Origin of the sequence: Streptomyces sp. NPDC053474, assembly GCF_044544845.1 — a bacterium.
Taxonomy (GTDB): Bacteria; Actinomycetota; Actinomycetes; order Streptomycetales; family Streptomycetaceae; genus Streptomyces.
Genome location: NZ_JBITXV010000007.1, coordinates 245,663 through 271,614 on the forward strand (window position 1 = coordinate 245,663; position 25,952 = coordinate 271,614).

A 25,952-nucleotide genomic window follows, 5' to 3' on the forward strand; every position below is an offset into this window, starting at 1 on the left:
CGGGCGCGTCGCACTCACGTTTCCCGGGGCGGGGCAGCCTCGTTGGGCCCGACGTGAGACAGGCAACGAGGCGCGCTCGGCGCGCACGGACCGCGCTGAGGCTCGCGGTGGCATGGACGGGACTGGTGCTCGCGGCGTCGGGCTGCTCCGGTACGGCGCTCGACGGGGTGCTCGGCCGCCCCCGCTCGCCCGCCGACGCGATCCGGGTCACGCCCGGCGACGGCCAGAAGGGCGTGCGGCCCGAGCGGCGGCTGAGGGTGGAGGTGCCGGACGGACGCCTGGAGTCGGTGCGCGTCGTCCGGTCCCAGGACGCCCAGGAGACCGAGGTGAAGGGACGCGTGTCCGCCGACGGCATGAGCTGGCGCCCCCTGGCGCGGGGCGGGCAGGAGAAGCTGGCGCTCGCCGCCAAGTACACCGTGGACGCGGTCGCGCTCGACGGCCACGGCCGCCGCTCCGCGCGCCACACCACGTTCACCACGTACGTCCCCGAGGAGCGCTTCATCGGGTACGTCACGCCGGAGCACCGCGCCACGGTCGGCACCGGCATGATCGTCTCCCTTGAGTTCAACCGCGAGATCACCGACCGGGCCGCCGTGCAGCGCGCCATCCGCGTCACGGCCGAGCCCGCCGTGGAGATCCGCCCGCACTGGTTCGGCAGCACCCGCGTCGACTTCCGCCCCGAGCACTACTGGAAGCCCGGCACCAAGGTCACCGTGGACCTGCGGCTGCGCGACGTGGAGGCCGCGCCCGGCGTCTACGGCCTCCAGGAGAAGTCCTTCTCCTTCACCGTCGGCCGCAGCCAGGTCAGCCTCGTCGACGCCGCCGCGCACACCATGCGGGTGCGCCGCGACGGGGAGCCGGACACCACCGTCCCGATCACCGCGGGCGCCCCGAAGACGACGACGTACAACGGCAAGATGGTGATCACCGAGATGCTGGAGGTGACCCGCATGAACAGCCGCACGGTCGGCTTCGGCGGGGAGTACGACATCCCGGACGTGCCGCACGCCATGCGCCTGACCACCTCGGGGACCTTCCTGCACGGCAACTACTGGGCGCCGGACGCGCCGGGGAACAGCAATGTCAGCCACGGCTGCGTGGGCCTGCGCGATGTGAAGGGCGGCAGCTCCAAGACCCCGGCGGGCTGGTTCTTCGACCGCAGCCTCATCGGTGACGTCGTCGAGGTCGTCAACAGCCATGACAAGAAAGTGGCTCCTGACAACGGCCTCGGGGGCTGGAACATGGATTGGGAGGAGTGGCGGACCGGGAAGAAGTCAGGACAGGCACATAAGTCCACCAAGGGGGACAAGAAGGAGCGCTCCAGCCGCTGATGCCACCACCGGCCCGCACGAAGGTCGCAGTTGGAACGGAACGGTGACATTTGGCGGGGAGTCATCGGTGCGGGCCGTGTGGTTATCTAGCGCAGTGCGCGAGACGGATGGTCATTCCCGGTCGCGCGGCGACGGATGAGTGCGGGCCTGTCGGGGCCGTGCGAGGGGAGAAGCATCGTGAACGGGCGACCGATATCGGGGGCGTCGGCCCATGCGCGAAAGCGCGCGGGGCGGCGGGGCGCCAGGGGACTGACCGCGGTGGTGTCGGGGGCGACGCTGCTGCTCGTGGCCGCGTGCGGGGGCGGCTCGGACTCGGGGGACGGGGGTGGCGGCAAGGACAAGGTGGACCCGGACAAGCCGTCCCGGGCCGTGGTGACCATCGCCCCCAAGGACGGCGCGAACGCCGTGGCGACCGACGGGGCGCTGCGGATATCGGCCGCCAAGGGCAAGCTGACCGAGGTCACGGTCAAGGACTCCAAGGGCAAGCCGGTGCCCGGGAAGATCGTCGCGGATGGCGCGAAATGGTCCCCCGAGCGGCACCTCGCCTCCGGCACCAAGTACAAGGTCCACGCGATCGCCAAGGACTCCGACGGCCGCGTCGCGGCCAGGGACTCGTCGTTCACGACGCTCGTGCCGAAGAACACCTTCGTCGGCCAGTTCGCGCCGGAGGACGGCACGAAGGTCGGCGTCGGCATGCCGTTCTCGGTGCGCTTCACGCGGGGCATCACCGCGCCGGACGCCGTCGAGAAGGCGATCGACATCACGACCGAGCCGTCGGTGCCGGTCGAGGGCCACTGGTTCGGCAACGACCGCCTGGACTTCCGCCCGGAGAAGTACTGGAAGCCGGGCACCAAGGTCACCGTCCGGATGAACCTGGACGGCGTCGAGGGCCGCCCGGGCGTCTACGGCAAGCAGGTCAAGACGCTCCGCTTCGAGATCGGCCGCAGCCAGGTCTCCGTCGTCGACGTCAAGACCAAGCAGATGACCGTCAAGCGTGACGGCAAGGTCATCAAGAAGATCCCCGTCACCACCGGCAAGCCCGGGTACGAGACGTGGAACGGCCAGATGGTCATCAGCGAGCGCCTCAAGGTCACGCGCATGAACGGCGAGACCGTCGGCTACGGCGGCGAGTACGACATCAAGGACGTGCCGCACGCCCAGCGCCTGTCCACCTCCGGCACCTTCATCCACGGCAACTACTGGGGCGGCGGCGCCTTCGGCAACTACAACGCCTCGCACGGCTGCATCGGCCTGCGCGACGTGCGCGGCGGCTACGACAAGAACGTCTCCGCGGCCTGGTTCTTCGACCGCTCGATGGTCGGCGACGTGGTGGTCGTCAAGAACTCCAACGACAAGGTCATCGCCCCGGACAACGGCTACAACGGCTGGAACATGTCCTGGGAGAAGTGGAAGGCGTAGCGCCCCCGCGATACTCCTCGAAGGGCCCGGCGCACAGTGTGACCAAGTGCACCGGGCCCTTCCGCGCTAACGGCCGCTAACGTGCCCGTCATGACATCTGTGCATCTCGAAGTCGCCGAGGGCGTCGGTACGCTCCGCCTCGACCGCCCGCCCATGAACGCCCTGGACATCGCGCTCCAGGACCGCCTGAAGGACCTCGCGGCGGAGGCCACCGACCGCGACGACGTGCGGGCCGTCGTGATCTACGGCGGCGAGAAGGTGTTCGCGGCGGGCGCGGACATCAAGGAGATGCAGAACATGGACCACCGGGACATGGTGCTGCGCTCCCGGGCCCTGCAGGACGCCTTCACCGCGGTCGCCCGCATCCCCAAGCCCGTCGTCGCCGCCGTCACCGGCTACGCCCTCGGCGGCGGCTGCGAGCTCGCGCTCTGCGCGGACTTCCGCATCGCGGGCGACAACGCCAAGCTCGGCCAGCCGGAGATCCTGCTCGGCCTGATCCCGGGCGCCGGCGGCACCCAGCGCCTGCCGCGCCTGATCGGCCCGTCCAAGGCCAAGGACCTCATCTTCACCGGCCGCCAGGTCAAGGCCGACGAGGCCCTCGCCATCGGCCTGGTGGACCGGGTGGTGCCCGCCGCCGACGTGTACACCGAGGCCCACGCGTGGGCGGCGCGGCTCGCCCGCGGCCCGGCGCTCGCGCTGCGCGCCGCGAAGGAGGCCGTCGACCAGGGCCTGGAGGCGGACATCGACACCGGGCTCGCCGTGGAGCGCACCTGGTTCGCGGGCCTCTTCGCGACCGAGGACCGCGAGCGCGGCATGCGCAGCTTCGTGGAGGACGGGCCAGGCAAGGCTAAGTTCCTCTGAGATCCGGCCAGTTGAGGTCCCGTCAGCCAAAGTTTCCCCCGAAGGGGCGGATTGTCACAGGCTTAAGAGAGCCTTAAGCCCGGCGCGTTCAAGGCGCTCTGCGATCTCCGGTGAGCGAGCGGTCATCGCAGGTCAGGATGGCTGTGCCGGACCTCTAACTGCCCATGGCATATGACGTGCCCGCCCCCTGGAACGGAAGCTTCCGGGGGGCTCATTCCGCCGGAACGGCCCCAATGCGGGCCGTGGGCGGCCATGATGGGGGGCATGGCGGGGCAGGAGGGCTTTGAACAGTCGCGGCGGCGCGCGGGCGCCACCGCGGCGCGCTGGTCTCCGGCGGTGGAGGACGAACACGCCCTGAAGGCACTGGAGTTGTTCGGCAACCCCACCGACGCCGAGGTCCAGCTCCCGTCCCGCCCCGAGTCCGCCGCCATCGCCCGCCGCCTCGCCCAGGTCGTCGTCCTGCGCCACTGGGGCCTGTCGCCCAAGGTCACCGAGGACGTCGTGCTCCTCGTCTCGGAGCTCGTCGGCAACGCCGTGCGGCACACCGGCGCCCGCGTCTTCGGCCTGCGCACCCACCGGCGGCGCGGCTGGATCCGGGTCGAGGTCCGCGACCCCTCGCGCGGCCTGCCGTGTCTGATGCCCGTCCACGAGCTCGACATCAGCGGCCGCGGCCTGTTCCTCGTCGACAAGCTCGCCGACCGCTGGGGCGTGGACCTGCTGCCGCGCGGCAAGATGACGTGGTTCGAGGTGCGCGTCACCGACCGCTAAGCGCTTCGCTGGAATTGCCGCGATGGGCCGTCGATCGCCTGCGGGTCCGTCGTGGCTGGTCGGGCCCCCAAGTTCTCGGCTTCGCTCGAACAGGGGGGACCCCCTTCGCGGCGGAGCCGCATATCGGCACAGCCCCGCGCCCCTTTGGGGCGCTGCCGAACCTCACCGCACTTCCATAAGACCGCGCGCGTCCGGGTGCGCGAAAGCCCCCGGGGCCGTGGGTGGCGGCGCTGTCGGGGGCCTTCGAGCGGGGCCGGGACCGGTGTGGGTGTGGTCCGCGGCCCGTAAGGCGACGTAGCTCGGGTCAATGAGGGTCGCTTCGTCGACTATGGCAGACGGGGGCCTCTGATCCAAAAGTCCCTATTCGGTCATTCATGGACATAACATGACAGTTTAGAGGTGAATCCTTGGTGAGATAGAGCACGCACCTTGTAAACGATGGCTAAACAGCTCCTGTGAGGGGTTATCGCGAGCCTCAGCGGAACCTCTTGGTCCGGACCGTTCCTCATGTCGATCAGCGGCTTTCGGGGCCCGCCGCCCTATAAATGGGTCGCGTGACTTCGACCGACCGGCGCGGCGCGCTGCGCATCGGCACTGGGCTCGCCCTCACCCCCCTCGCGGGCTGCGCCACGGCGCCAGGCCGCGAGCCGCGCCCCGCGCGCACGCCGCACCGCGGGCCCGCGCCGGGCCCCCGCGCCTTCCCCGGCCTGCCGGTGCAGATCGCGCGCAGCCCGCGCGGGCGGCGCGAGGTCGCGCTCACCTTCCACGGCCAGGGCGACCCGGCCACCGCCCGCGCGCTGCTCGGCGAGGCCGAGCGGGCGGGCGCCCGCGTCACCGTCCTCGCCGTCGGCACCTGGCTCGACGAGCACCCCGCCCTGGCCCGGCGCGTCCTCGACGGGGGCCACGACCTGGGCAACCACACCCTGAACCACCGCGCCGTCAACAGCCTCCCCGAAGCCGAGGCCTACGCCGAGATCACCGGCTGCGCGGACCGGCTGCGCCGCCTCACCGGCGGCATCGGCAGCTGGTTCCGCCCCTCGCGGGCCGAGCGCGCGACGCCGCTCGTCGCCCGCCTGGCCCGGCGCGCGGGCTATCCGCACGTCCTCTCCTACGACGTCGACTCCCTCGACTTCACCTCGCCCGGCGCCCCGGCCGTCACCCGCAAGGTCGCCGCCGAGGTCCGTGCGGGCTCCGTGGTGAGCCTGCACTTCGGGTACGCGGACACGGTCGCCGCGCTCCCCGCCGTCCTGGACGACCTCCACCGCCGCGGCCTGCGCGCCGTCACGACCACGGAGCTGCTCACCTGATGCGCAACCTGACCCTGGCCACGCGCGCCGCCGCCCTGCTCGCAAGCGCGGCCGTCCTCACCGCCCTCGCGGGCTGCGGCACCGAGCGCGGGGACCGCGAGAACAAGGCCCTCGCGACCAAGGCGCCCGTCAAGCCCGCCGAGCCGAAGCAGGTCAAGGGCCTGCCCGGGATGCCGCCCGTCCTCGACCGCAAGGACGTCTACGCCGCCGACCGCCCGAACAAGCTCTCCCCGGTGGTCAAGGACTTCCCGTCCCGCGTGTACGTCCCCAACACCAACTCCAACACGGTCTCCGTCATCGACCCGGCGACGTACAAGGTCATCGACACGATCCCCGTCGGCGTCCAGCCCCAGCACGTCGTCCCGTCCTGGGACATGAAGACGCTCTGGGTCAACAACAACCGTGGCCACACCCTCACGCCCATCGACCCGAAGACCGGCCGCGCGGGCAAGCCGGTCGAGGTCCACGACCCGTACAACCTGTACTTCACGCCCAACGGCAAGTACGCCGTCGTCATGGCGTCCCTCGACCGCGAGCTGGTCTTCCGCGACCCGCACACCATGGAGCGGAAGAAGACCGTCCCGGTCAGCTGCTACGGCGTCAACCACGCCGACTTCTCCCTCGACGGCCGCTACTTCATCGTCTCCTGCGAGTTCAGCGGCGAGCTGTTGAAGGTCGACACCGAGCGGATGAAGGTCGTCGGCCAGCAGAAGCTGCCGTTCAAGGGCGCCATGCCGCAGGACGTGAAGGTGTCCCCCGACGGCAAGAAGTTCTACGTCGCCGACATGATGGCCGACGGCATGTGGGTCCTCGACGGCGACACCTTCGGCAAGCCGAGGCTCCTGCCCACCGGCAAGGGCTGCCACGGCCTGTACGTCAGCCGCGACTCCCGCGAGATGTACGTGTCGAACCGGGGCGAGGGCACGGTCTCCGTCTTCGACTTCCACCGGGACGGGCTCACCAAGAAGTGGCGCCTGCCGGACGGCGGGAGCCCGGACATGGGCGGCGTCTCGGCCGACGGCCACACGCTGTGGCTCTCCGGCCGGTACGACTCGGAGGTCTACGCCATCGACACCCGCACCGGCGTCCAGGTGGCCCGCGTCCCCGTCGGCGGCGGCCCCCACGGCCTGGCGGTGTACCCACAGCCGGGCCGCTACTCCCTGGGCCACACCGGCATCTTCCGCTAGGGCCTGTCGACCAGGCGCCCCAGCGTCACCTCCAGCTCCGCCCGGGCCAGGCGCTCCGCGGCCGCCGCGTCCCCGTCCACGACCGCCCGCACGAGCGCGGCATGCGCCTCGTCCCCGTGGTCGGCCTCCTCCCGGCGCACGTCGATGAGGTCGAGCAGGTCGATGAGCCCCTGCCGCAGCGCGGGCACGAACTGGGCGAACAGGTCGGTGAGGACGGGGTTGTGCGCGGCCCCCACCACGGCGGCGTGCAGCGCGATGTCGGCGTCGACGAACGCGGCGTCGCCGCCGCCCGCCGCCGCCCGCCGCGCCGCGAGCGCGGCCCGCAGCGCCGTGACGTCCTCGGGCGTGCGGCGGGCGGCCGCGAGCCGGGCGGCCTGCACCTCGACGAGCGCCCGCACCTCGTACACGTCGCCGATCGCGGCCGCCCGCAGCCGCGTCGGCCAGTCCTCGACCGGCTCGGTGGCGGTGACGAAGACCCCGGCGCCCTGCCGCGCCTGGACGAGCCCCGCCCCGGCCAGCGCGCGCAGCGCCTCGCGGACCGTGGAGCGGCCGACCCCCAGCTCCTTGGCGAGGGTCGTCTCCCCGGGCAGCTTCGTGCCGACCGGCCAGCCGCCCCCGGTGATCTGGTCGCGCAGCCGCTCCGTGGCCTGTTCGACGAGGGGGCTGGGGCGGAGGGCGCCGAGGGCCGGGCGCGGCATGCGAGAGGTCACCTCGCGAGTGTACGTGTCTGAGGAGTGCATGTCTGAGGAGTACTTGTCTGAGGACCTGAGGTCTGCCTAGGGTGGCGGCGTGATCTCGTACCCCTGGAATCCGCAGCGCCCCAGCCCCATGCCCGCGCACCGCTATCTCCCGTACGAAGACCGGGTCGACGTCCCGCGCCCGCAGGACCGGAGCTGGCCCGCGGCCAGGCTCACCCGCGCCCCCCTCTGGGTCCCCGTCGACCTGCGCGACGGCAACCAGGCCCTGGCCGAGCCGATGGACACCGCGCGCAAGCGCCGCTTCTTCGACCTGCTCGTGTCCCTGGGGTTCAAGGAGATCGAGGTCGGCTATCCGTCGGCGAGCCGGGCGGACTTCGACTTCGTCCGGCACCTGGTGGAGCTCGTGCGCTCCGGAGCCGTGCCGGACGACGTCACGCCCGTCGTCTTCACCCCGGCCCGCCCCGAGCTCATCGACCGCACCTTCGAGGCCGTCGAGGGGCTGCCGCGGGCCGTGGTCCACCTGTACATCGCCACCTCGCCGGTGTGGCGCGAGGTCGTGCTCGGCCGGGACCGCGCCGCCGTCTCGGCCACCGCCCTGGCGGCCGCCACCCGCATGGCCCGCCTCGCCGAGGCGTGCCCCGGGGCCGACATCCGCTTCCAGTTCGCGCCGGAGACCTTCAACCTCACCGAGCCCGACTACGTCCTTCAGCTGTGCGACTCCCTCACCGAGCTGTGGGACGCGAGCCCGGACCGGCCCGTCACCCACAACCTCCCGGCGACCGTCGAGATAGCCACGCCGAACGTGTACGCCGACCAGATCGAGTACATGCACCGCCACCTGGCCCGGCGCGACAGCGTCATCCTGTCCGTGCACCCGCACAACGACCGCGGCACCGGCGTCGCCTGCGCCGAACTCGCGCTGCTCGCCGGGGCACAGCGCGTCGAGGGCTGCCTGTTCGGCAACGGCGAGCGCACCGGCAACGTCGACCTGGTGACGCTCGCGCTCAACCTCTACGCGCAGGGCGTCGACCCCATGCTGGACCTGTCCGACATCGACGCCGTCCGCGAGGTCGCCGAGCACTGCAACCGCCTGCCCGTGCACCCGCGCCACCCGTACGCGGGCGACCTCGTGCACACCGCGTTCTCCGGCACCCACCAGGACGCCATCGCCAAGGGCCTGGCCCACCACGCCAAGCGGGCCGCGGAGCTCGGCGTCGAGCCGGGCGACGCGCCCTGGCGCGTGCCGTACCTGCCGATCGACCCGGCCGACGTGGGGCGTTCGTACGAGGCCGTGATCCGGGTCAACTCCCAGTCGGGCAAGGGCGGCACCGCGTATCTGCTGCGGACGCACCACGGGCTCGACCTGCCCGCGGGCATGCGGCCCGACATGGCCCGCGTCGTGCAGGAGACGACCGACGGCAGCGGCCGGGAGGCAGGCCCGGACGAGCTGTACGAGCTGTTCCGCACCACGTACCTCGCCCCGGGCCGGGCGGGCTCCGGCGGCCCGGTCGCGGTCCTGGCCTGGGCCGCGGACACCACCCCCGACGGCCTGCACCGCTGCGTGTGCACCCTCGACGTGCACGGCCGCCCCGGGGACTTCGAGGGCGTCGGCAACGGCCCGCTGTCGGCCTTCGTCGCCGCCCTCGGTGCGGCGGGCCTCGCCGTCGACGTCCTCGACTACAGCGAACACGCCCTCGCCGCGGGCGGCACCAGCGAGGCGGCGGCCTACGCGCGCTGCCGCGTCGGCGGCGCCGACGTCTGGGGCGCGGGCGTGGACACCTCGCTGCTCACCGCGTCGGTGCAGGCCGTGGTGGCGGCGGTGAACCGCGGCCTGGAGCCCCGGCCGCCGCAGCACCCCGCGGCGGCGACGGCATGACGGCGACGGGCCGGGGCACGCTCGCCGCCCCGGGCGCCGCCCCGGTGGCGGACGGCCCCGTTCCGCTCCTGCGCGCCGCGGCTGTCGCCGTCGTCCGCGACGGCCGCCGCATCCTCGACGACGTCTCGCTTACCGTCGGGGCGGGGGAGCACTGGGCCCTGCTCGGCGCCAACGGCGCGGGCAAGTCCACCCTCCTGAGCCTGCTCGGCGCCCTGACGCACCCCACGCACGGCACGGTGGACGTCCTCGGCCGCCGCCTCGGCACCGTCGACCTGCGGGAGCTGCGCACCTACCTGGGGCACGTCGACCCCCGTCACCCGCTGCGCTCCCCGCTGCCCGTGCGCGAGGTCGTGCTCACCGGCCTGACCAACAGCGTGGCCCGCGTGCCGCACCGGCAGCCGTCGCGGGCCCAGCGCGAGCGGGCCGAGCGGCTGATCGAGGCCTTGGGCCTGGCCGCCCGCGCCGACGCCCCCTGGCCCACCCTGTCGCAGGGCGAGCGCGGCCGGGCCCTGATCGCCCGCGCGCTCATGCCGGACCCGCGGCTCCTGCTCCTCGACGAGCCCGCCACCGGGCTCGACCTGCCGGGGCGCGAGCGGCTCCTCGACAGCCTCGACGCGCTGCGGGCCGCGCACCCCCGGCTGGCCACGGTCCTGGTCACCCACCACCTGGAGGAGCTGCCCGCCGGTACCACCCACGCGGTGCTGCTGCGGGAGGGGCGGGTGTTCGCCTCGGGTGCCGTACCGGACGTGGTGACGACGGAGCTGGTCAGCGCGTGCTTCGACCACCCGGTGCGGGTGGAGCGGCGCGCGGGGCGGTGGTCCGTGCGCGGCGGTGGGCGCGGGGTGTGAAACGTCGGACGGGCCAGGGGAGTCCTGGCCCGTCCAGGGGTGCGAGGTCTGCTCAGGCCTTGTTCAGGCTGGCCCAGAACTCGTCGAAGGAGAGCAGCTTGTCGCCGTTCTGGTCCTTGGACTTGATGATGGCCTCGGCCACCGACTCGGTGACGTTCCAGTCCCCCATCTGTGCCATGGCGGTCTTGTACTCCGCCGCCGTGATGTAGCCGTCGCCGTCCGCGTCGAACCGGTCGAACTGCTTGCGTGCTTCCTCGATGTCCGCCACCGGGTCCGCCCCTTCTTCGTGTCCTACTGACGGGGGTTAGGGTAACGGCCGGTCCGGGTGACGATTGCAAGGAGTACGGCCATGGCCAGCGCACCGGCGTCGCTCGACGCCGTTCTCACCGCCGCCGCGCGCGGGGAGTTCCCCGCCCCCGACGGCTCCACCACCGTCGTGCCGCAGCCGTCGCCGCGCGACGCCGGGGTCATGTCGTTCACGGCCCACACCGTCGTCTTCACCGACGAGGACCCGGAGTGGGTGCGCGCCACCGTGGCGGGCACCGGCTGCGACCCGCTGGCCGCGACGATGAACCCGGGCTTCCTCACCGCCTTCGGGCAGCGGACCGGCCTCGCGGTCGACACCATCGACCTGGTCACCGTGGCGTCCGCCGTGCCCGGACCACCGGACCCGGCCCTCGGCCTGCGGGCCCTCGACGACCCCGACCACCCCCGCGTGGCCCGGGCCCTCAAGCGGCGCGACGACGTACGGGTGTGGACGTCCGGCGCGGGCGGCGTCGTCGTCCTCGGGCGCGGGGTCGCGGGGCGCTGGGAGGTGTCCGTGGAGGTCGACGAGTCGGCACGCCACCGGGGGCTCGGGCGGGCGCTCGCCTCGGCGGCCCGGGCCCTCGTGCCGGGCGGCGCCACGCTGTGGGCCCAGCAGGCCCCGGGCAACGCCCGCAGCGTCCGGGCCTTCCAGGCGGCGGGGTTCCGTCCCGTGGGCGCGGAGGCCCTGTTCTTCGCCCGGTAGCGGGGCACCCCGGGCAGCCGGGCGGGCCGACACCCGCCCTCCGGGACGGGCCGCGCGGCGCTACCCCGTCGCGCCCAGCCTCCGGTAGCGCCCCGGCGCCACGCCGAACTCGCGTTTGAAGGCCTTGGCGAAGGCGAACTCCGAGGTGTACCCGGCCTGCTGCGCGACCACGCGCAGGGGCGCGTCGCCCGCGCGCAGGGCCCGCCCCGCGACCGTCATGCGCCACCACGTCAGATACGCCAGCGGCGGCACCCCCACCGACCCCGCGAACCGCCGCGCGAACGCCGCCCGGGAGAGCCCGCCGAGCGCCCCGAGCTCCGCCACGGTCCAGGCCCGCGCGGGGTCCGCGTGCAGCGCGCGGAGCGCCGCCGCGACCCCGGGGTCGGCGAGCGCCGCAGCCCACCCCGTCGGATGCTCCGTACCGTGCCGCTCGCCCAGCCACCAGGCGCGCAGCAGATACAGGAGCATCGTGTCCAAGAGCGCGGGGACGATGGTGTCGGAGCCGGGCTGCGGTTCCTGAAGCTCGGCGCCCAGCAGCTCCACGGTGGTGCGCAGGGAGCGGTGGGCGCCCACCCGTGCGGGCAGGTGCACCACGTCGGGCAGCTCGGAGAGCAGCGGATGGGCCCGCGCCCGGTCCACCTGGTAGGCCCCGCACAGGAGCACCGCGGACGGCGCCGGGCCGGACTCCGCGCGCGGCACCCGCGGCGGCGGCGCGGGCCAGCTCCCGTCCGGGTTCAGCTCGAACCGCTCCAGGGGCGCGCCGGGCGCACTGGCGAGCGCGTGCCCGCAGCCGTGCGCGAGGAAGACGATGTCGCCGGGCGCGAGCGCGAGCGGCGCCGCGTCCGCGCCGCCGGGAAGCAGCCAGGCCGAGCCCTGCAACAGCACGTGGAACCCGGCGCCGCCGTGCGTCCCGAAGTGGACGCCCCACGCCCCGTACTTGTCCCAGATCGCCGAGTGCGGCCGCCCGAGCCGCATGGCGGCCACCGCGTCACTGAGTACGTCCATGTCCGAACGGTAGCGTGCGCCGCAGTCATGAGACGCACAGATATACAAGGAAGATCCACAGGCATAGTTCGTATCGGTGTGCCCCGCATAGCGTTTCGGGCATGACGACATCAACCACCGCCCGCACCGTGCTCTTCGACGAGATCGGCGGGCCCGAGGTCCTGCGCGTACAGGACCTGGAACTGCCCGCTCCGGGGCCGGGCGAGATCCAGCTGAAGGTCGAGGCGCTCGGCCTCAACCGGGCCGAGGCCCTGCTGCGTTCCGGCGCGTACTACTACCAGCCGACCCTGCCCGCCTCCCGCAACGGCTACGAGGCCGCGGGCGTCGTCGAGGCCGTCGGCGAGGGCGTCACGGACCTCGCGCCCGGCGACCCCGTCCTGGTGGCCGCCGACTTCCACCTGAGCGCCCACGGCGTGTACGCGGACCGCGTGGTGCTGCCCGAGGCCATGGTCGTGCCCCGCCCCGCCGAGGTGGACGCGGTCACGGCGGCCGCCGCGTGGGTCACGTACACCACCGCCCACGGAGCCCTCGACCTGGTCGCGGGGATGCGGCCCGGCGACCACGTCCTGATCACCGGCGCGTCCAGCGGCGTGGGCACGGCGGCGATCCAGGTGGTGCGCCGCGCGGGCGCCGTCCCGATCGCCACCACCCGCACCGAGGCCAAGCGGCAGCGGCTGCTCGACCTCGGCGCCGCGCACGTCGTCGTGACGGACTCCGAGAAGGACGTGGCGGGGGAGACCAGGCGCCTGACGTCCGGACGCGGCGCCGAGATCGTCCTGGACGCGATCGGCGGCCCCGGCTTCAAGGACCTCGGCGCGGCCGCCGCCCCGGGCGGCACCCTGGTCAGCTACGGCTGGCTCGACGGCCGCCCCACGGTCCTGCCGACGAACTGGCCCCTGACCGTCCACGGCTACGCCAACATGGCGGTCTTCGCGACACCGGAGGCCCGCCGCCGCGCCGCGGCCTATCTGGCCTCGGGCCTGCTCGACGGCACCCTCCGGCCCGAGGTCGCCGAGGTCTTCGACGGCCTGGACCGGATGCCGCAGGCCCACCGCCTGATGGAGTCCACCACCCACACCGGCAAGATCGTGGTGCGGCCCTAGCGCGGGGCGCGCGGGACCGGGCTACGGCGTGGCCCAGTCCCGCATCGCGTCCTTGTCGGGGAAGTCCGCCACGTTCTTGTCCAGGGGCGTCGACGTGTACTGGTGGATGCGCCACTCGGCCCGGATGCGGGGCTTGCCCGCCGTCACGTAGTCGGCGATCCACAGGCCGTCGCCCGCGTACGACGTCGTGTCCCGGTTCAGCCAGAAGTCGCGGTTGGTGTACAGGAGCGTCCGCAGGTTCGGGCGGAGCCGCTTCACCTCCTTGATGAAGCGGTCCTTCTCCGCGTTCGTCGCCGCCGTGTGGTCGCCCGTCCACTCCCAGTCGACGGCCAGGAAGTCGCCCGCCCGCTCCGGGGCCTTCGCCACGAAGTACTCCGCCTGGGCGGTGATGTTGCCGGGCCACAGGAAGTGGTAGAAGCCCAGGACGCAGTCGGCGTCGCGGGCCCGTTCCGTCTGGGCCGACAGGCGTGGATTGATGTAGGAGCGGCCCTCGGTGGCCTTGACGATGACGAAGGAGACGCCGTCGGTCGAGAAGGACGACTGGTGGGAACTGACGTCGATGCCGCGCAGCATGGATGGCCTCCGGAGGTGGGGGGGGAGGGAAGCGGATCGCGGCCGGGGAACGGGGGGTGGGGGGTTCGCCCCGGCGGTCGGTGAAACGTGAACTGCTGACTGTGGATTGACCGTTCCCCACGACAGGCGTTCCCATCCATACTGAGGGCCCTTCCCACGCCCCCCACCCCCACAGGAACCCACATGGCCCTCAGCCGTCGCACCTTCCTCGCCGCCGCCGGTGCCACCGCGTCCGCCGCCCTCGTCGGTACGTCAGCGACCCGGGCCGTCGCCCGCCCCCTCGACGGCCGTGGCTGGCTGGCGGGGATCGACTCCTCGACTCCCCTCCAGCGCCTCACGATTCCCGGTACGCACGACTCCGGGGCCCGCTTCGGCGGCTGGTGGGTGGAGTGCCAGAACACCACGCTCGGGCAGCAACTGGCCTCCGGCATACGGTTCCTGGACATCCGGTGCCGGGCCTTCGAGGGCTCCTTCACCATCCACCACGCGGCGTTCTACCAGAACCTGAACTTCGACGACGTGCTCGGCGCCTGCCGGGACCTGCTGGCCGCGAGGCCGTCGGAGACCGTCCTCATGCGGGTCAAGCAGGAGTACTCGCAGGAGGGTGACAGCGCGTTCGGCGCGATCTTCGACGACTATCTGGACCGGCGCGGATGGCGGTCCCTCTTCCACATCGGGCAGGCCTGGCCGCGCCTCGGCGACGTGCGCGGCCGCGTCGTCCTCATCGCCGACAACGGCGGCCTGCCGGGCGGCATCCGGTGGGGCGACAGCGCGACCTTCGACCTCCAGGACGACTGGAACGCCGCCCCGGGGGCGAAGTACCCGAAGGTCGAGGCGCACTTCCGCAAGGCGGTGGCCCAGCCCGGCAAGCAGTACGTCAACTTCGTGAGCACGGCGGCCGGGCTGCCCCCGCGCTGGAACTCCGACGACCTGAACCCCCGGGTGCACGCCCTGATCGACGGCACCGAGGGCCGGGCCTGGCGCGGGCTCGGGATCGTCCCGATGGACTACCCGAACACGCGGTCAGGCCTTGTGCAGTCGTTGATCGCGCACAACTGAGCGGGCAGCGGGGGAGCGCCCCGAAGCGGCGCGGGGCTGTGCTCAAATGCGGCTCCGCCGCGCGGGCGCGACCAGCCACCCACGGCCCGCAGATTTCCGCGCGACGCGGTCAGCACTCGATGATGTTGACGGCAAGACCCCCGCGCGCCGTCTCCTTGTACTTCACGCTCATGTCGGCGCCGGTCTCCTTCATGGTCTTGATGACCTTGTCGAGGGACACCTTGTGGGAGCCGTCGCCGCGCATGGCCATGCGGGCGGCGGTGACGGCCTTCACCGCGGCCATGCCGTTGCGCTCGATGCACGGGATCTGCACGAGGCCGCCGACCGGGTCGCAGGTCAGGCCGAGGTTGTGCTCCATGCCGATCTCGGCGGCGTTCTCCACCTGCTCCGGGGAGCCGCCGAGGACCTCGGCGAGGGCGCCCGCCGCCATCGAGCAGGCGGAGCCGACCTCGCCCTGGCAGCCGACCTCGGCGCCGGAGATCGACGCGTTCTCCTTGAAGAGCATGCCGATGGCGCCGGCGGCCAGGAGGAAGCGGACCACGCCCTCCTCGTCGGCGCCGGGCACGAAGTTCATGTAGTAGTGCAGGACGGCCGGGATGATGCCCGCGGCGCCGTTCGTCGGGGCGGTCACGACGCGGCCGCCCGCGGCGTTCTCCTCGTTCACCGCCATCGCGTACAGCGTGATCCACTCCATCGCGCGGGCCTGCGGGTCGCCCTCGGCGCGCAGCTGGCGGGCGGAGTGGGCGGCGCGGCGGCGGACCTTCAGGCCGCCGGGCAGGATGCCCTCGCGGGACATGCCGCGCGAGACGCAGGCCTGCATGACGCGCCAGATGTCGAGCAGGCCCTCGCGGATCTCCTCCTCGGTGCGCCAGGCCTTCTCGTTCTCCAGCATCATCGCGGAGATGGACAGGCCCGTCTCGGCGGAGAGGCGGAGCAGCTCGTCACCGGTGCGGAAGGGGTACTTCAGGACCGTGTCGTCGGGCACGATCGGGCTCTGGCCCTCGACGGCCGCCTCGTCGACGACGAAGCCGCCGCCTACCGAGTAGTAGGTCTTCTCCAGGACGAGGGCGCCCTCGCGGTCGTACGCGAAGATCGTCATGCCGTTCGCGTGGTACGGCAGCGCCTTGCGGCGGTGCAGGACCAGGTCCTCGTCGAAGTCGAAGTCGATCTCGTGCATGCCGAGGACGTTCAGCCTGCCGGAGGTCTTGATCTCCTCGACGCGGTCGTCGGCCGTCTCCACGTTCACCGTGCGCGGGGACTCGCCCTCCAGGCCGAGGAGGACGGCCTTGGGCGTGCCGTGGCCGTGGCCGGTGGCGCCGAGGGAGCCGTACAGCTCGGCGCGTAGGGCCGTGGTGTGGGCCAGCAGGCCCTCGTTCTTGAGGCGGCGGGCGAACATGCGCGCCGCGCGCATCGGGCCGACCGTGTGGGAGCTGGACGGGCCGATGCCGATCGAGAACAGGTCGAAGACCGAGATGGCCACGAGAGAACTCCAATGGTGGGTGGTAGACGCCGTTGTCTGCCGGTCGTGCGAGGGCGGTGCTGCGCGGGCTCGGCGGGCTTACACGGGCTTGCGGGTCTGCTGGTCGGGCACGCGGTGCGGGGCACCGCGCACACCGTCCTCAGGTCCAGTGTGCGCGGTGCCCCGGAAGTCCGTACCAATAAAAGCGTACGAAACTACTTCAGGCCGGGGTACAGCGGGTGCTTCGCGGCCAGAGCGGACACCCGGCCCCGCAGGGACTCGGCGTCGAAGCCGGGCTTCAGCGCCTCAGCGATGATGTCGGCGACCTCGCGGAAGTCCTCGGCGTCGAAGCCGCGGGTGGCCAGGGCCGGGGTGCCGATGCGCAGGCCCGAGGTGACCATCGGCGGGCGCGGGTCGTTCGGGACGGCGTTGCGGTTGACCGTGATGCCGACCTCGTGGAGGCGGTCCTCGGCCTGCTGGCCGTCCAGCTCGCTGTTGCGCAGGTCGACCAGGACCAGGTGCACGTCCGTGCCGCCCGAGAGGACGTCCACGCCGACGGCCTTGGCGTCGTCCTGGACCAGGCGCTCGGCCAGGATGCGGGCGCCGTCCAGGGTGCGCTGCTGGCGCTCCTTGAACTCCTCGGACGCCGCGACCTTGAAGGAGACGGCCTTCGCCGCGATCACGTGCTCCAGGGGGCCGCCCTGGAAGCCGGGGAAGACCGCGGAGTTCAGCTTCTTCGCGAAGTCCTTGTTACGGGCCAGGATGATGCCGCCGCGCGGGCCGCCGAGCGTCTTGTGCGTGGTGGAGGTCACCACGTCCGCGAACGGCACCGGGTTCGGGTGCAGGCCCGCGGCGACGAGACCGGCGAAGTGCGCCATGTCGACCCACAGGTACGCGCCGACCTCGTCGGCGATCCGGCGGAACTCGGCGAAGTCGAGCTGGCGCGGGTAGGCGGACCAGCCCGCGATGATCACCTTCGGCCTGTTCTCCTTGGCCAGGCGCTCGACCTCGGCCATGTCGACCAGACCGGCCTCGTCCACGTGGTACGGGACCACGTTGAACTGCTTGCCGGAGAAGTTCAGGCGCATGCCGTGGGTGAGGTGGCCGCCGTGCGCCAGGTCCAGGCCGAGGATCGTGTCGCCGGGCTTGGCGATGGCGAAGAGGGCGGCCTGGTTGGCGGAGGCGCCGGAGTGCGGCTGGACGTTGGCGTACTCGGCGCCGAACAGCTCCTTGACCCGGTCGATCGCGATCTGCTCGGCCACGTCGACGTGCTCGCAGCCGCCGTAGTAGCGGCGACCGGGGTAGCCCTCGGCGTACTTGTTGGTGAGGACCGTGCCCTGGGCCTCCATGACGGCGACCGGAGCGAAGTTCTCCGAGGCGATCATTTCCAGGGTGGACTGCTGGCGGTTCAGCTCGGCGTCGACGGCCGCGGCGACGTCCGGGTCGAGCTCGTGGAGAGGGGTGTTCAGAAGCGACATCGGAAGATCAGTCCTTACGCCGTGGTCAGCTGCCTGCGAACTCGGTGTACTCGTCGGCGGAGAGCAGGTCGCCCGGCTCCTCGGCGACGCGCACCTTGAACAGCCAGCCGCCCTCGAAGGGGGCCGAGTTCACCAGGGACGGGTCGTCCACAACGTCCTGGTTGGCCTCGACGACCTCACCGGAAACCGGGGAGTACAGGTCGCTGACCGACTTCGTCGACTCCAGCTCGCCGCAGGTCTCACCCGCGGTGACCGTGTCGCCGACCGCCGGGAGCTGGGCGAAGACGACGTCACCGAGCGCGTTGGCCGCGAACTCGGTGATGCCGACCGTCGCCACACCGTCCTCGGTGGCCGACAGCCACTCGTGCTCCTTGCTGTAACGCAGCTGCTGGGGGTTGCTCATGGCGTGAATTCTCCTGTACGCGGGCGTGTGCTGATGCACGTGAGAAGGGCCGTCTTGCGGAATGAGACGGTTTGTACCGTTGCTTGTACGGTGCCGATGTGCTGCTGGCGTCACTTCTGGCGCTTGTAGAACGGGAGCGCCACGACCTCGTAGGGCTCGTGGGTGCCGCGGATGTCCACGGCGACGCCGGGGGTGCCGGGCTCGGCGTGGGCGGCGTCGACGTAGGCCATGGCGATCGGCTTGCCGAGGGTGGGCGAGGGGGCGCCGGAGGTGACCTGGCCCACGACCTGGCCGTCCGCGACAACGTCCATGCCCGAGCGGGGCACCCGGCGGCCCTCGGCGACCAGGCCGACGAGCTTGCGGGGCGGCGCGGACTCGGCGCGCTCGGCGGCGGCCCTGAGGGCGTCGTGGCCCACGAAGTCCTCCGCGTGCGAGGTCTTCTCGAACTTCACGACCCGGCCGAGGCCCGCGTCGAACGGGGTGAGACCGGTGGTCAGCTCGTTGCCGTACAGCGGCATGCCCGCCTCCAGGCGGAGCGTGTCGCGGCAGGAGAGACCGCACGGCACGAGGCCGACGGGGGCGCCCGCCTCCGTCAGCGCCCGCCACAGCGTCTCGGCGTGCTCCGGCGCCACGAACAGCTCGAAGCCGTCCTCGCCCGTGTAGCCGGTGCGCGCGATCAGGGCGGGCACGCCCGCGACCGTGCCGGGCAGGCCCGCGTAGTACTTCAGGCCGTCCAGGTCGGCGTCCGTCACTGCCTTGAGGATGCCGGGGGACTCGGGGCCCTGGACGGCGACCAGCGCGTACGCGTTCCGGTCGTCGCGCACCTGGGCGTCGAACCCGGCGGCCCGCTCGGTGAGGGCGTCCAGGACGACCTGGGCGTTCCCCGCGTTGGCGACGACCATGTACTCGGTCTCGCCGAGGCGGTAGACGATCAGGTCGTCGACGATGCCGCCGTCGGCCTGGCAGATCATGGTGTAGCGGGCGCGGCCGACGCCGACGGAGCCGATGTTGCCGACGAGCGCGTAGTTCAGCAGGTCGACGGCCCCGGCGCCGGTGACCGTGATCTCGCCCATGTGGGAGAGGTCGAAGAGGCCGGCCTTGGTGCGCACGGCGTTGTGCTCGTCGCGCTCACTGCCGTACCGCAGCGGCATGTCCCAGCCCGCGAAGTCGGTCATGGTGGCGCCCAGCGAGCGATGCAGGGCGTCGAGGGCGGTCTTGCGCGGGGTAGGGCTCATGAGTAGTGGCTCCCAGGCATGGCATGACGGGCGAGGTCGTCCCTCCCCATCTGTCATCAAACCTGAGAGGTTCACCAGGCCCACGCGTACCACGGGGCATGACTTGCACCTTGGGTGGAGCCACCGGGGCGGCTCGCTTTTCAGATGTGCCTCGCCCGCGCGGTACGGGGCCTGAGAGATTCAAGGGAGGAACTTGCTCCTTCGGCGCCCCACGACGCTCCTGCGTCACCGGGGACTCTCCCGCGCGGATTCAAGCGGCCGGTATGGAGTTGGCGCGCACATCATTGCACGCGCCCCCGTCGCACAACAGTCGCAACCAGGGAGTCCCCGGTTGTCGTCTTCGTAGGGCATTACCTTCTCTTTACATACCACGGAGAAGTACTGGGGATGAGTGACGTGACGAGCATGGGGAGGCCGATCACGGTGCGCAGGAGCAGTGCTTACGCGACGACCACGGGTGTCTCGCTGCCCAGGGCGGGGGCGGTGCTGCCCGGCGCGGGCGTCGCCCTGCCCCCGCAGCCGGGCGCCCCCGCGCCGCCCGCGCGGGAGGCCGTCGCCGGTTCCCGCCGGGCCGTCGTGCGCGACCTCAGGGGCCGCTCCGGCCATGGCCCGCGCCGCCTGGTGTTCGCCGCCGGGGACGTCGTGGTGGTCTCCGGGCTGCCCGGCAGCGGCAAGTCCACGCTGATGCGGCGCGCCGTGGCGGGCCCGCGCGTGGACTCCCAGGACACCCGCGACCGCTGGGCGGCCCGGGTGCCGCGCCGGATCCCGTACGCGCTCTACCGCCCCCTCGTCCGCCTCGCGCACTACGCCCACCTGCGCCGGACGCTGCGCGCGGGCACCGGCGTCGTTGTCCACGACTGCGGCACCCAGCCGTGGGTGCGCCGCTGGCTCGCCCGCGCGGCGGCCCGGCGCGGGGCCACGCTGCACCTGCTGCTGCTCGACGTGCCCGCCCCCGTCGCCCTCGACGGCCAGCGCGCCCGGGGGCGCGGCGTCTCCCGGTACGCCTTCGCGCGCCACCGCAGGACGGTCGGCCGCCTGGTCCGGGCCGCCGAGAGCGGGAGCCTGCCGCGCGGCTGCGGCTCGGCGGTGCTGCTCGACCGGGAGGCGGCGGGGGCGCTGCGCGCGCTGGGCTTCGAGGGCCAGGGCGGGTAGGGCGGGGCGCGCGGGACCGGCGGCGTTAGGGTCGGGCCGCAGACAGCACGCAGAGCAGAGGTCGAGACAAATGGACTTTCCGGGGGACGTACCGGCACAGGCGCACGCCCATCCCTACGGCGGCTGGCCCGCCAACGAACTGGAGGAGGTGCTCGCCGCCTCGCTCGGCGCGCCGCCGTCCGAGGAGACGGGCGCCCGCCTGGTCGAGGTCCTTGGCCGCAGCAGGCTGTGGATCCCGCTGCCGAACGGGGGTGGGCCCGAGAGCGGCACGCTCGACCTGCCGACGCTGGAGCTCCACGGGCAGGCGTACGTGCCCGTCTTCACCTCGGAGCAGGAGTTCCAGCAGGCCACCGGGGGGCGGATGAGCTGCACGGTGGCGCCCGCGGTGGAGTTCGCGCGCGGGCTGGCGCCGGAGCTCGGCATCGCGCTCAACCCGGAGGGCACGGTGGCGGTGCCGCTGCCGCCCGCCGCGGTGGCCGCGCTGTGCCGGGTGGGGCGCACGGAGCTGGACGGGCCCGCGAGCGGCGGCCGGGTGCGGCTCTACGAGCCGGACTGGCAGGACGACCCGGTGGACTTCCTGTCCGCCGCGGCGCGGGAGTTCGAGGCGACGGGCGCGGTGCTCAGCGCGCGGCGCTGTCTCGCCACGGTCGAGGACGAGGCCCCCACCCTGTTCATCGGCGTCGAGCTGTCCTCCTGGGAGGGCGACGCCCGGGACCTGCCCATGGCGGCCCTGGGCCGGGCCCTAGGCCACACCCCCCCGCCGTGGCCGGTCAACCTGGTCCTCCTGGACGTGGCCCAGGACCCGGTAGGCGACTGGATGAAAACCAGACTCCGCCCCTTCTTCACCACGCGATAGAAGGGCGCCCCGGGGGCAGCGCCCCAAAGTAGCCAGCGCCCCGGGGACCAGCGCCCCAAAGGGGCGCGGGGAACTGCGCGCCCAGCCACGGACGCCCCGCAGACACCGCACGACACAACAAGGCACAGCACGGCCCACCTGTTCAAGCGCTAAGTAGCCACGCCCCGCTTAAGCTGGTGCCCGGTGACGCGGTCGGCGCAACGACCGCGCAGGGCACGTCGCGAAGGGGCGGTTAGGGTGAGCGCGTCGGGCACCGCTGCGGCCGGACAGGTCGAGCACATGCTGCGCCAGGTGACGCCGGGGCGCTATGACGCGTACGAGGCGCTCCTGCACGCCCTCGCCGACGGCAAGGTGTGGATGCTGCTCTGGCACGGCCAGGCCGGATCCCCCGACGCCCAGTACGGCAACATGGAGGTGGAGGGGTACGGCTACGCGCCGTGCGTGACCTCCGCCCAGGAGCTCTCCGCCAGCGGCTGGAACCGCGGCTACGAAGTCGTCGGCGGCCTCGACGTGGCCCGCGCGCTGTACCCGGACCACTACGGCCTGTGGCTCAATCCGCACGCCCCGGGCGGCGGCGTCGGCGTCCCCTGGCTCGATCTGCGGCGCATCGCGGGCGGCCTCGCCACCCAGCCCGCGGGCCCGCTGCGGCTGACCGACCCGACCATCGAACTCCCGCAGTTCTACGCGCTGTTGACCCAGAACGCCCACCGCACCCCGGCCGTCCGCGCGCTGCGCCGCGCCTGGGTGCAGCCGGTGCTCGGCGCGCCCTATCTGGCCATCGGCCTGGACGTGTACGACACCTCGCCCGCGTCCGTCGACGCGGTGCGCGCGATGATGCAGCAGTCCATCGGCGCCGTCCCCGAGGGCCTGCCCGTGTCGACCGTCGCGATGGCCGACCCGCACGACCCGGTGGCGCTGTGGCTGCGCGCCAACGCCCGGCCGTTCTACGACCGCGACGCGCAGGGGGCTCCCGCTCCCGCCGCGGGCGGATACGGCTATCCCGCACAGTACTGAGACATCTCGTACGAAAGACGGAGCAACCCCACCGTGCGCCCCTCGCGGCGAACCGGACGGTGGCTGGATTCCGTCTGCCGTCGGTGAGCTGATCAGCGTCGACGTGCGCGATGTCCCCTTGTGGGGCAGGAGTGCGCGTATGGACGTGTGTGGCTCCTGTGCCCCCAACTGCCCCGTGTTCGCCCGGCGTTCAGTGACGTCCGGATAACGGAACACCTCGATCAGCATCACGGTTGCGCATCCATTCCCCGACAAGTCTGGTAACAGATCACGACCCCGTTGAAGACTCCCGCTCCAAGGGGCCTTCGCCCCTGTGTACGACGGACTGATCACGTCGCTACAGCGGCAAGTGCGGGCCGGTCACCGCCGGTTGAGAGGGGTCCCTGCCACGATGACGGCGCCATTGCATGACACACCTGCGGACGCGAAACCCACGGAGGAAGTCGCCCCCGCAGCTGGTGCAGGGGGGAAGAAGGTCGAGGGGCGGTCCCTCACCCAGATCGCCTGGAACCGGCTGAAGCGCGACAAGGTCGCCCTCGCGGGCGGCATCACGGTGGTCCTCCTGGTCCTCGTGGCGGTGTTCGCGCCCCTGATCGTCGGCCTGCTCGGACACCCGCCGAACGACTTCCACCAGGAGAAGCTGGACCCGCTGACGAACCTGCCCACGGGCTCGTTCGGCGGCGTGAGCAGCGACTACCTCTTCGGAGTCGAGCCCAACAAGGGCCGCGACGTGTTCAGCCGGATCGTCTACGGAGCACGCATCTCGCTGCTCGTGGCCTTCCTCGCCGCGATCGTCGCCGTGGTCCTCGGCACCCTCTTCGGGATCATCGCGGGCTACTTCGGCGGCTGGATCGACGCCCTGATCAGCCGCGTGATGGACGTGCTGCTCTCCTTCCCGCAGCTGCTCTTCATCATCTCCCTGGTCTCGGTCCTTCCCGACGACTTCCTGGGACTTGAAGGGACGAGCGTGCGCGTCTCGATCCTCGTCCTGGTCATCGGCTTCTTCGGCTGGCCGTACATCGGGCGCATCGTGCGCGGCCAGACGCTCTCGCTCAGGGAGCGCGAGTACGTGGAGGCCGCCAAGAGCCTCGGCGGCGGCCGGCGCCACATCCTGTTCCGCGAACTCCTGCCGAACCTCGTGGCCCCCATCACCGTCTACGCGACGCTGATGATCCCCACGAACATCCTCACGGAGGCCGCCCTCAGCTTCCTGGGCGCGGGTGTCAAGCCGCCGACCGCCTCCTGGGGAGGCATGCTGCGCGACGCCCTCGAAACGTACGAGCACGACCCCATGTTCATGGTCTTCCCGGGTGTGACGATCTTCATCACGGTGCTCGCCTTCAACCTCTTCGGGGACGGTCTGCGCGACGCGCTCGACCCCAAGGGAACCCGTTAGCAGACCCGACCGACTTGCCCCTGCCGCTGGTCAGGTGGCTCTTTCCATGGTTCTTCGGCAGCGATAAGCCAGGGACCGCGAATCTGGAAGGTTGCGAGAAAATGCCCACACTCCCCCCGAAAAGGCGGCTCGCCGCGGGCGCGGCCCTCGTCGTCGCGGCCCTGGTGACCACCACGGCCTGCGGCAGCGGCGACGGTGACGGCGACGGCGACGGCAAGGGAGCCGGCTACAACGCCGCTCTGAACAAGGTCGCCAAGGCGTCCAAGAAGACCGGCGGCACCCTGCGCATGGTCGGCAAGCAGGACCTCGACTCCGCCGACCCGCAGCGCGCGTACTACGGCATGTCCTGGGACTTCATGCGCTTCTACACGCGCCAGCTGGTGTCGTACGACACCAAGCCGGGCAAGGCGGGCACGAAGCTGGTGCCGGACCTCGCCAAGTCCACGGCGAAGATCTCGGCCGACGGCAAGACCTACACGTACGAGCTGCGTGACGGCCTGACCTGGGAGGACGGCTCGCCGCTGACCTCCAAGGACATCAAGTACGGGATCGAGCGCATCTGGGCCAAGGACACCATCACCGGTGGCCCCGGCTATCTGCGCCAGGCGCTCGACCCCAAGGGCGAGTACCCGGGTCCGTACAAGGACAAGTCGGCGGACAAGCTCGGTCTGAAGGCGATCCAGACGCCGAACGACAAGACCATCATCTTCAAGCTGCCCAAGCGCAACGGTGACTTCGAGCAGTTCCTCGCGATGCCCTCTGGCTCCCCGGTGAAGGCCGCGAAGGACACCAAGGCGAAGTACACCTCGCGGCCGTTCTCCTCGGGCCCGTACAAGTTCGACACGTACAAGCCCGGCAAGAAGATCGTGCTCGTGCGCAACGACAAGTGGAAGAAGGCCTCGGACCCGATCCGCCCGGCGCTCCCGGACAAGATCGACGTCACCATCTCCGCCAACCTGGAGGAGAACGACAAGCGCCTGATGGCGGGCGACTACGACGTCGACCTCAACGGCACCGGCATGACCCAGTCGGGCCGCGTCACCGCCGTCCAGAAGCACCGCGACAGCGTCGACAACATGCACACGTCCTTCGTGCGCTACGTCGCCCTGATCCACACGGCGAAGCCGTTCGACAACGTCCACTGCCGCAAGGCCGTCTTCTACGCCACGGACTTCGCGAGCCTGCAGCAGACCCGCGGTGGCAAGCTGGCCGCCGGTGACATCGCCAACAGCACCTTCCCCAAGGCGATCCCGGGCTACAGCGACTACGACCCGTACGGCGTGCTCGAGCGCAAGGGCAAGCCGGACCTGGCCAAGGCCAAGGACGAGCTCAAGCAGTGCGACAAGCCGAACGGCTTCAGCGCCAAGCTGACCGCCCGCAACAACAACCCGGGTGAGGTCGACGCCGCCGAGGCGCTCCAGGCCCAGCTGAAGAAGGCCAACATCAACGTCGACGTCGAGTCCCTCGACGGCGCCGACTCCGCGAGCATCACCGGTTCGCCCTCCGTGGTGAAGAAGCGCGGCTACAGCATGCAGATGTCCGGCTGGGGCCCCGACTTCCCGTCCGGCCAGGGCTACGCGCAGCCGCTGTTCGACTCCCGCTTCCTGGTCGAGAACGGCAACTACAACGAGTCGCAGATCAAGGACAAGAAGATCGACGGGCTCTTCGACAAGGCGATCGCCGAGACCGACCCGGTCAAGGCCGGTGAGATCTACAAGCAGCTCGACAAGCGCATCCTCGACCAGGCCGACTGGATGCCCTTCCTGTACGAGAAGAACATCACCTGGCGCGGACCGCGGCTGACCAACGCCTACATGTCCGACGCCTACAACGGCCGGTACGACTACGTCTCGCTCGGCGTCAGCAGCAAGTAGCGCCCCACCGCCACGGCGGGCGGCCCCCGCCGTGGCACCCG

Annotated in this window: 24 protein-coding genes and 1 riboswitch; of the genes, 16 read left to right on the forward strand and 8 right to left on the reverse strand. The window is 71.9% G+C overall.

Annotated features, from left to right (window positions below):
• Positions 1-107 precede the first annotated feature (107 nt).
• The 6 genes from ACIG3E_RS18750 to ACIG3E_RS18775 all read left to right on the forward strand — a co-directional run bounded on the left by ACIG3E_RS18750 (position 108) and on the right by ACIG3E_RS18775 (position 6,873).
• On the forward strand, positions 108-1,331 hold the full coding sequence (locus tag ACIG3E_RS18750) for an Ig-like domain-containing protein (protein WP_399617248.1): 1,224 nt from the start codon (positions 108-110) through the stop codon (positions 1,329-1,331).
• Positions 1,332-1,508: 177 nt separating this feature from the next.
• Complete coding sequence (locus ACIG3E_RS18755) at positions 1,509-2,750, forward strand: Ig-like domain-containing protein (RefSeq protein ID WP_399617251.1); 1,242 nt, start codon at positions 1,509-1,511, stop codon at positions 2,748-2,750.
• Between the two features lie 90 nt (positions 2,751-2,840).
• Complete coding sequence (locus ACIG3E_RS18760) at positions 2,841-3,611, forward strand: enoyl-CoA hydratase/isomerase family protein (protein WP_399617254.1); 771 nt, start codon at positions 2,841-2,843, stop codon at positions 3,609-3,611.
• Between the two features lie 264 nt (positions 3,612-3,875).
• Positions 3,876-4,379, forward strand: coding sequence for an ATP-binding protein (locus ACIG3E_RS18765; RefSeq protein ID WP_399617255.1), 504 nt, complete (start codon positions 3,876-3,878; stop codon positions 4,377-4,379).
• 554 nt (positions 4,380-4,933) lie between these two features.
• Positions 4,934-5,686, forward strand: a complete 753-nt coding sequence (locus ACIG3E_RS18770; protein WP_399617259.1) for a polysaccharide deacetylase family protein — start codon at positions 4,934-4,936, stop codon at positions 5,684-5,686.
• Positions 5,686-6,873, forward strand: a complete 1,188-nt coding sequence (locus tag ACIG3E_RS18775; protein WP_399617261.1) for a YncE family protein — start codon at positions 5,686-5,688, stop codon at positions 6,871-6,873. The genes ACIG3E_RS18770 and ACIG3E_RS18775 overlap by 1 nt, the downstream gene beginning before the upstream one ends.
• On the opposite strand, the gene ACIG3E_RS18780 is transcribed toward ACIG3E_RS18775, so the two are convergent.
• On the reverse strand, positions 6,870-7,571 hold the full coding sequence (locus tag ACIG3E_RS18780) for a FadR/GntR family transcriptional regulator (protein WP_399617831.1): 702 nt from the start codon (positions 7,569-7,571) through the stop codon (positions 6,870-6,872). The genes ACIG3E_RS18775 and ACIG3E_RS18780 overlap by 4 nt on opposite strands.
• Before the next feature lie 130 nt (positions 7,572-7,701).
• On the opposite strand from ACIG3E_RS18780, the gene leuA reads away from it, so the two are divergent.
• Both leuA and ACIG3E_RS18790 read left to right on the forward strand, forming a co-directional pair.
• Complete coding sequence (gene leuA, locus ACIG3E_RS18785) at positions 7,702-9,447, forward strand: 2-isopropylmalate synthase (RefSeq protein ID WP_399617834.1); 1,746 nt, start codon at positions 7,702-7,704, stop codon at positions 9,445-9,447.
• Entirely contained in the window at positions 9,444-10,295 is an 852-nt protein-coding gene (locus tag ACIG3E_RS18790; RefSeq protein WP_399617264.1) for an ABC transporter ATP-binding protein, read from the forward strand. Before leuA ends, ACIG3E_RS18790 begins: the two co-directional genes overlap by 4 nt.
• A 52-nt stretch (positions 10,296-10,347) precedes the next feature.
• On the opposite strand, the gene ACIG3E_RS18795 is transcribed toward ACIG3E_RS18790, so the two are convergent.
• Complete coding sequence (locus tag ACIG3E_RS18795) at positions 10,348-10,563, reverse strand: EF-hand domain-containing protein (RefSeq protein WP_242723917.1); 216 nt, start codon at positions 10,561-10,563, stop codon at positions 10,348-10,350.
• An 81-nt stretch (positions 10,564-10,644) separates the two neighbouring features.
• Here ACIG3E_RS18795 and ACIG3E_RS18800 point away from each other — a divergent pair, with 81 nt between their 5' ends.
• On the forward strand, positions 10,645-11,304 hold the full coding sequence (locus ACIG3E_RS18800) for a GNAT family N-acetyltransferase (RefSeq protein ID WP_399617268.1): 660 nt from the start codon (positions 10,645-10,647) through the stop codon (positions 11,302-11,304).
• A 60-nt stretch (positions 11,305-11,364) separates the two neighbouring features.
• Here ACIG3E_RS18800 and ACIG3E_RS18805 read toward each other — a convergent pair whose 3' ends face one another.
• The gene (locus ACIG3E_RS18805) at positions 11,365-12,309 is read right to left on the reverse strand and encodes an AraC family transcriptional regulator (protein WP_399617271.1); all 945 of its coding nucleotides are present in this window, start codon (positions 12,307-12,309) and stop codon (positions 11,365-11,367) included.
• Positions 12,310-12,410: 101 nt separating this feature from the next.
• Between ACIG3E_RS18805 and ACIG3E_RS18810 the strand changes: the two genes are divergently transcribed.
• Positions 12,411-13,412 (forward strand): zinc-dependent alcohol dehydrogenase family protein, encoded by a 1,002-nt coding sequence (locus ACIG3E_RS18810; RefSeq protein WP_399617273.1) that lies wholly within the window; start codon positions 12,411-12,413, stop codon positions 13,410-13,412.
• 21 nt (positions 13,413-13,433) lie between these two features.
• Here ACIG3E_RS18810 and ACIG3E_RS18815 read toward each other — a convergent pair whose 3' ends face one another.
• Entirely contained in the window at positions 13,434-13,985 is a 552-nt protein-coding gene (locus ACIG3E_RS18815; protein ID WP_399617276.1) for a glycoside hydrolase family 25 protein, read from the reverse strand.
• Between the two features lie 183 nt (positions 13,986-14,168).
• Between ACIG3E_RS18815 and ACIG3E_RS18820 the strand changes: the two genes are divergently transcribed.
• A complete protein-coding gene (locus tag ACIG3E_RS18820) occupies positions 14,169-15,044 on the forward strand; it encodes a phosphatidylinositol-specific phospholipase C (RefSeq protein ID WP_399617279.1) in 876 nt (291 codons plus the stop codon).
• Between the two features lie 109 nt (positions 15,045-15,153).
• On the opposite strand, the gene ACIG3E_RS18825 is transcribed toward ACIG3E_RS18820, so the two are convergent.
• The 4 genes from ACIG3E_RS18825 to gcvT form a co-directional block, all read right to left on the reverse strand.
• Positions 15,154-16,524 carry an L-serine ammonia-lyase gene (locus tag ACIG3E_RS18825; RefSeq protein WP_399617282.1) on the reverse strand — a complete coding sequence of 457 codons (1,371 nt, stop codon included), beginning with the start codon at positions 16,522-16,524 and terminating at the stop codon, positions 15,154-15,156.
• Positions 16,525-16,718: 194 nt separating this feature from the next.
• Positions 16,719-17,981: a serine hydroxymethyltransferase gene (glyA, locus tag ACIG3E_RS18830; RefSeq protein ID WP_399617286.1), complete on the reverse strand. Its 1,263-nt coding sequence runs from the start codon at positions 17,979-17,981 to the stop codon at positions 16,719-16,721.
• 25 nt (positions 17,982-18,006) lie between these two features.
• On the reverse strand, positions 18,007-18,384 hold the full coding sequence (gcvH, locus tag ACIG3E_RS18835; RefSeq protein WP_399617288.1) for a glycine cleavage system protein GcvH: 378 nt from the start codon (positions 18,382-18,384) through the stop codon (positions 18,007-18,009).
• 110 nt (positions 18,385-18,494) lie between these two features.
• The gene (gene gcvT, locus ACIG3E_RS18840) at positions 18,495-19,619 is read right to left on the reverse strand and encodes a glycine cleavage system aminomethyltransferase GcvT (RefSeq protein ID WP_399617290.1); all 1,125 of its coding nucleotides are present in this window, start codon (positions 19,617-19,619) and stop codon (positions 18,495-18,497) included.
• Positions 19,620-19,769: 150 nt separating this feature from the next.
• Positions 19,770-19,872: riboswitch (glycine riboswitch) on the reverse strand.
• A gap of 134 nt (positions 19,873-20,006) precedes the next feature.
• Here gcvT and ACIG3E_RS18845 point away from each other — a divergent pair.
• From ACIG3E_RS18845 to ACIG3E_RS18865, 5 genes are all read left to right on the forward strand, one after another.
• Entirely contained in the window at positions 20,007-20,771 is a 765-nt protein-coding gene (locus ACIG3E_RS18845) for an AAA family ATPase (RefSeq protein WP_399617291.1), read from the forward strand.
• Positions 20,772-20,841: 70 nt separating this feature from the next.
• Complete coding sequence (locus tag ACIG3E_RS18850) at positions 20,842-21,627, forward strand: enhanced serine sensitivity protein SseB (protein WP_399617294.1); 786 nt, start codon at positions 20,842-20,844, stop codon at positions 21,625-21,627.
• Between the two features lie 237 nt (positions 21,628-21,864).
• Positions 21,865-22,641 carry an enhanced serine sensitivity protein SseB C-terminal domain-containing protein gene (locus ACIG3E_RS18855; protein WP_399617297.1) on the forward strand — a complete coding sequence of 259 codons (777 nt, stop codon included), beginning with the start codon at positions 21,865-21,867 and terminating at the stop codon, positions 22,639-22,641.
• Between the two features lie 391 nt (positions 22,642-23,032).
• The gene (locus ACIG3E_RS18860) at positions 23,033-24,037 is read left to right on the forward strand and encodes an ABC transporter permease (RefSeq protein ID WP_399617300.1); all 1,005 of its coding nucleotides are present in this window, start codon (positions 23,033-23,035) and stop codon (positions 24,035-24,037) included.
• A 101-nt stretch (positions 24,038-24,138) separates the two neighbouring features.
• On the forward strand, positions 24,139-25,911 hold the full coding sequence (locus tag ACIG3E_RS18865; RefSeq protein ID WP_399617303.1) for an ABC transporter substrate-binding protein: 1,773 nt from the start codon (positions 24,139-24,141) through the stop codon (positions 25,909-25,911).
• Positions 25,912-25,952: the final 41 nt, after the last annotated feature.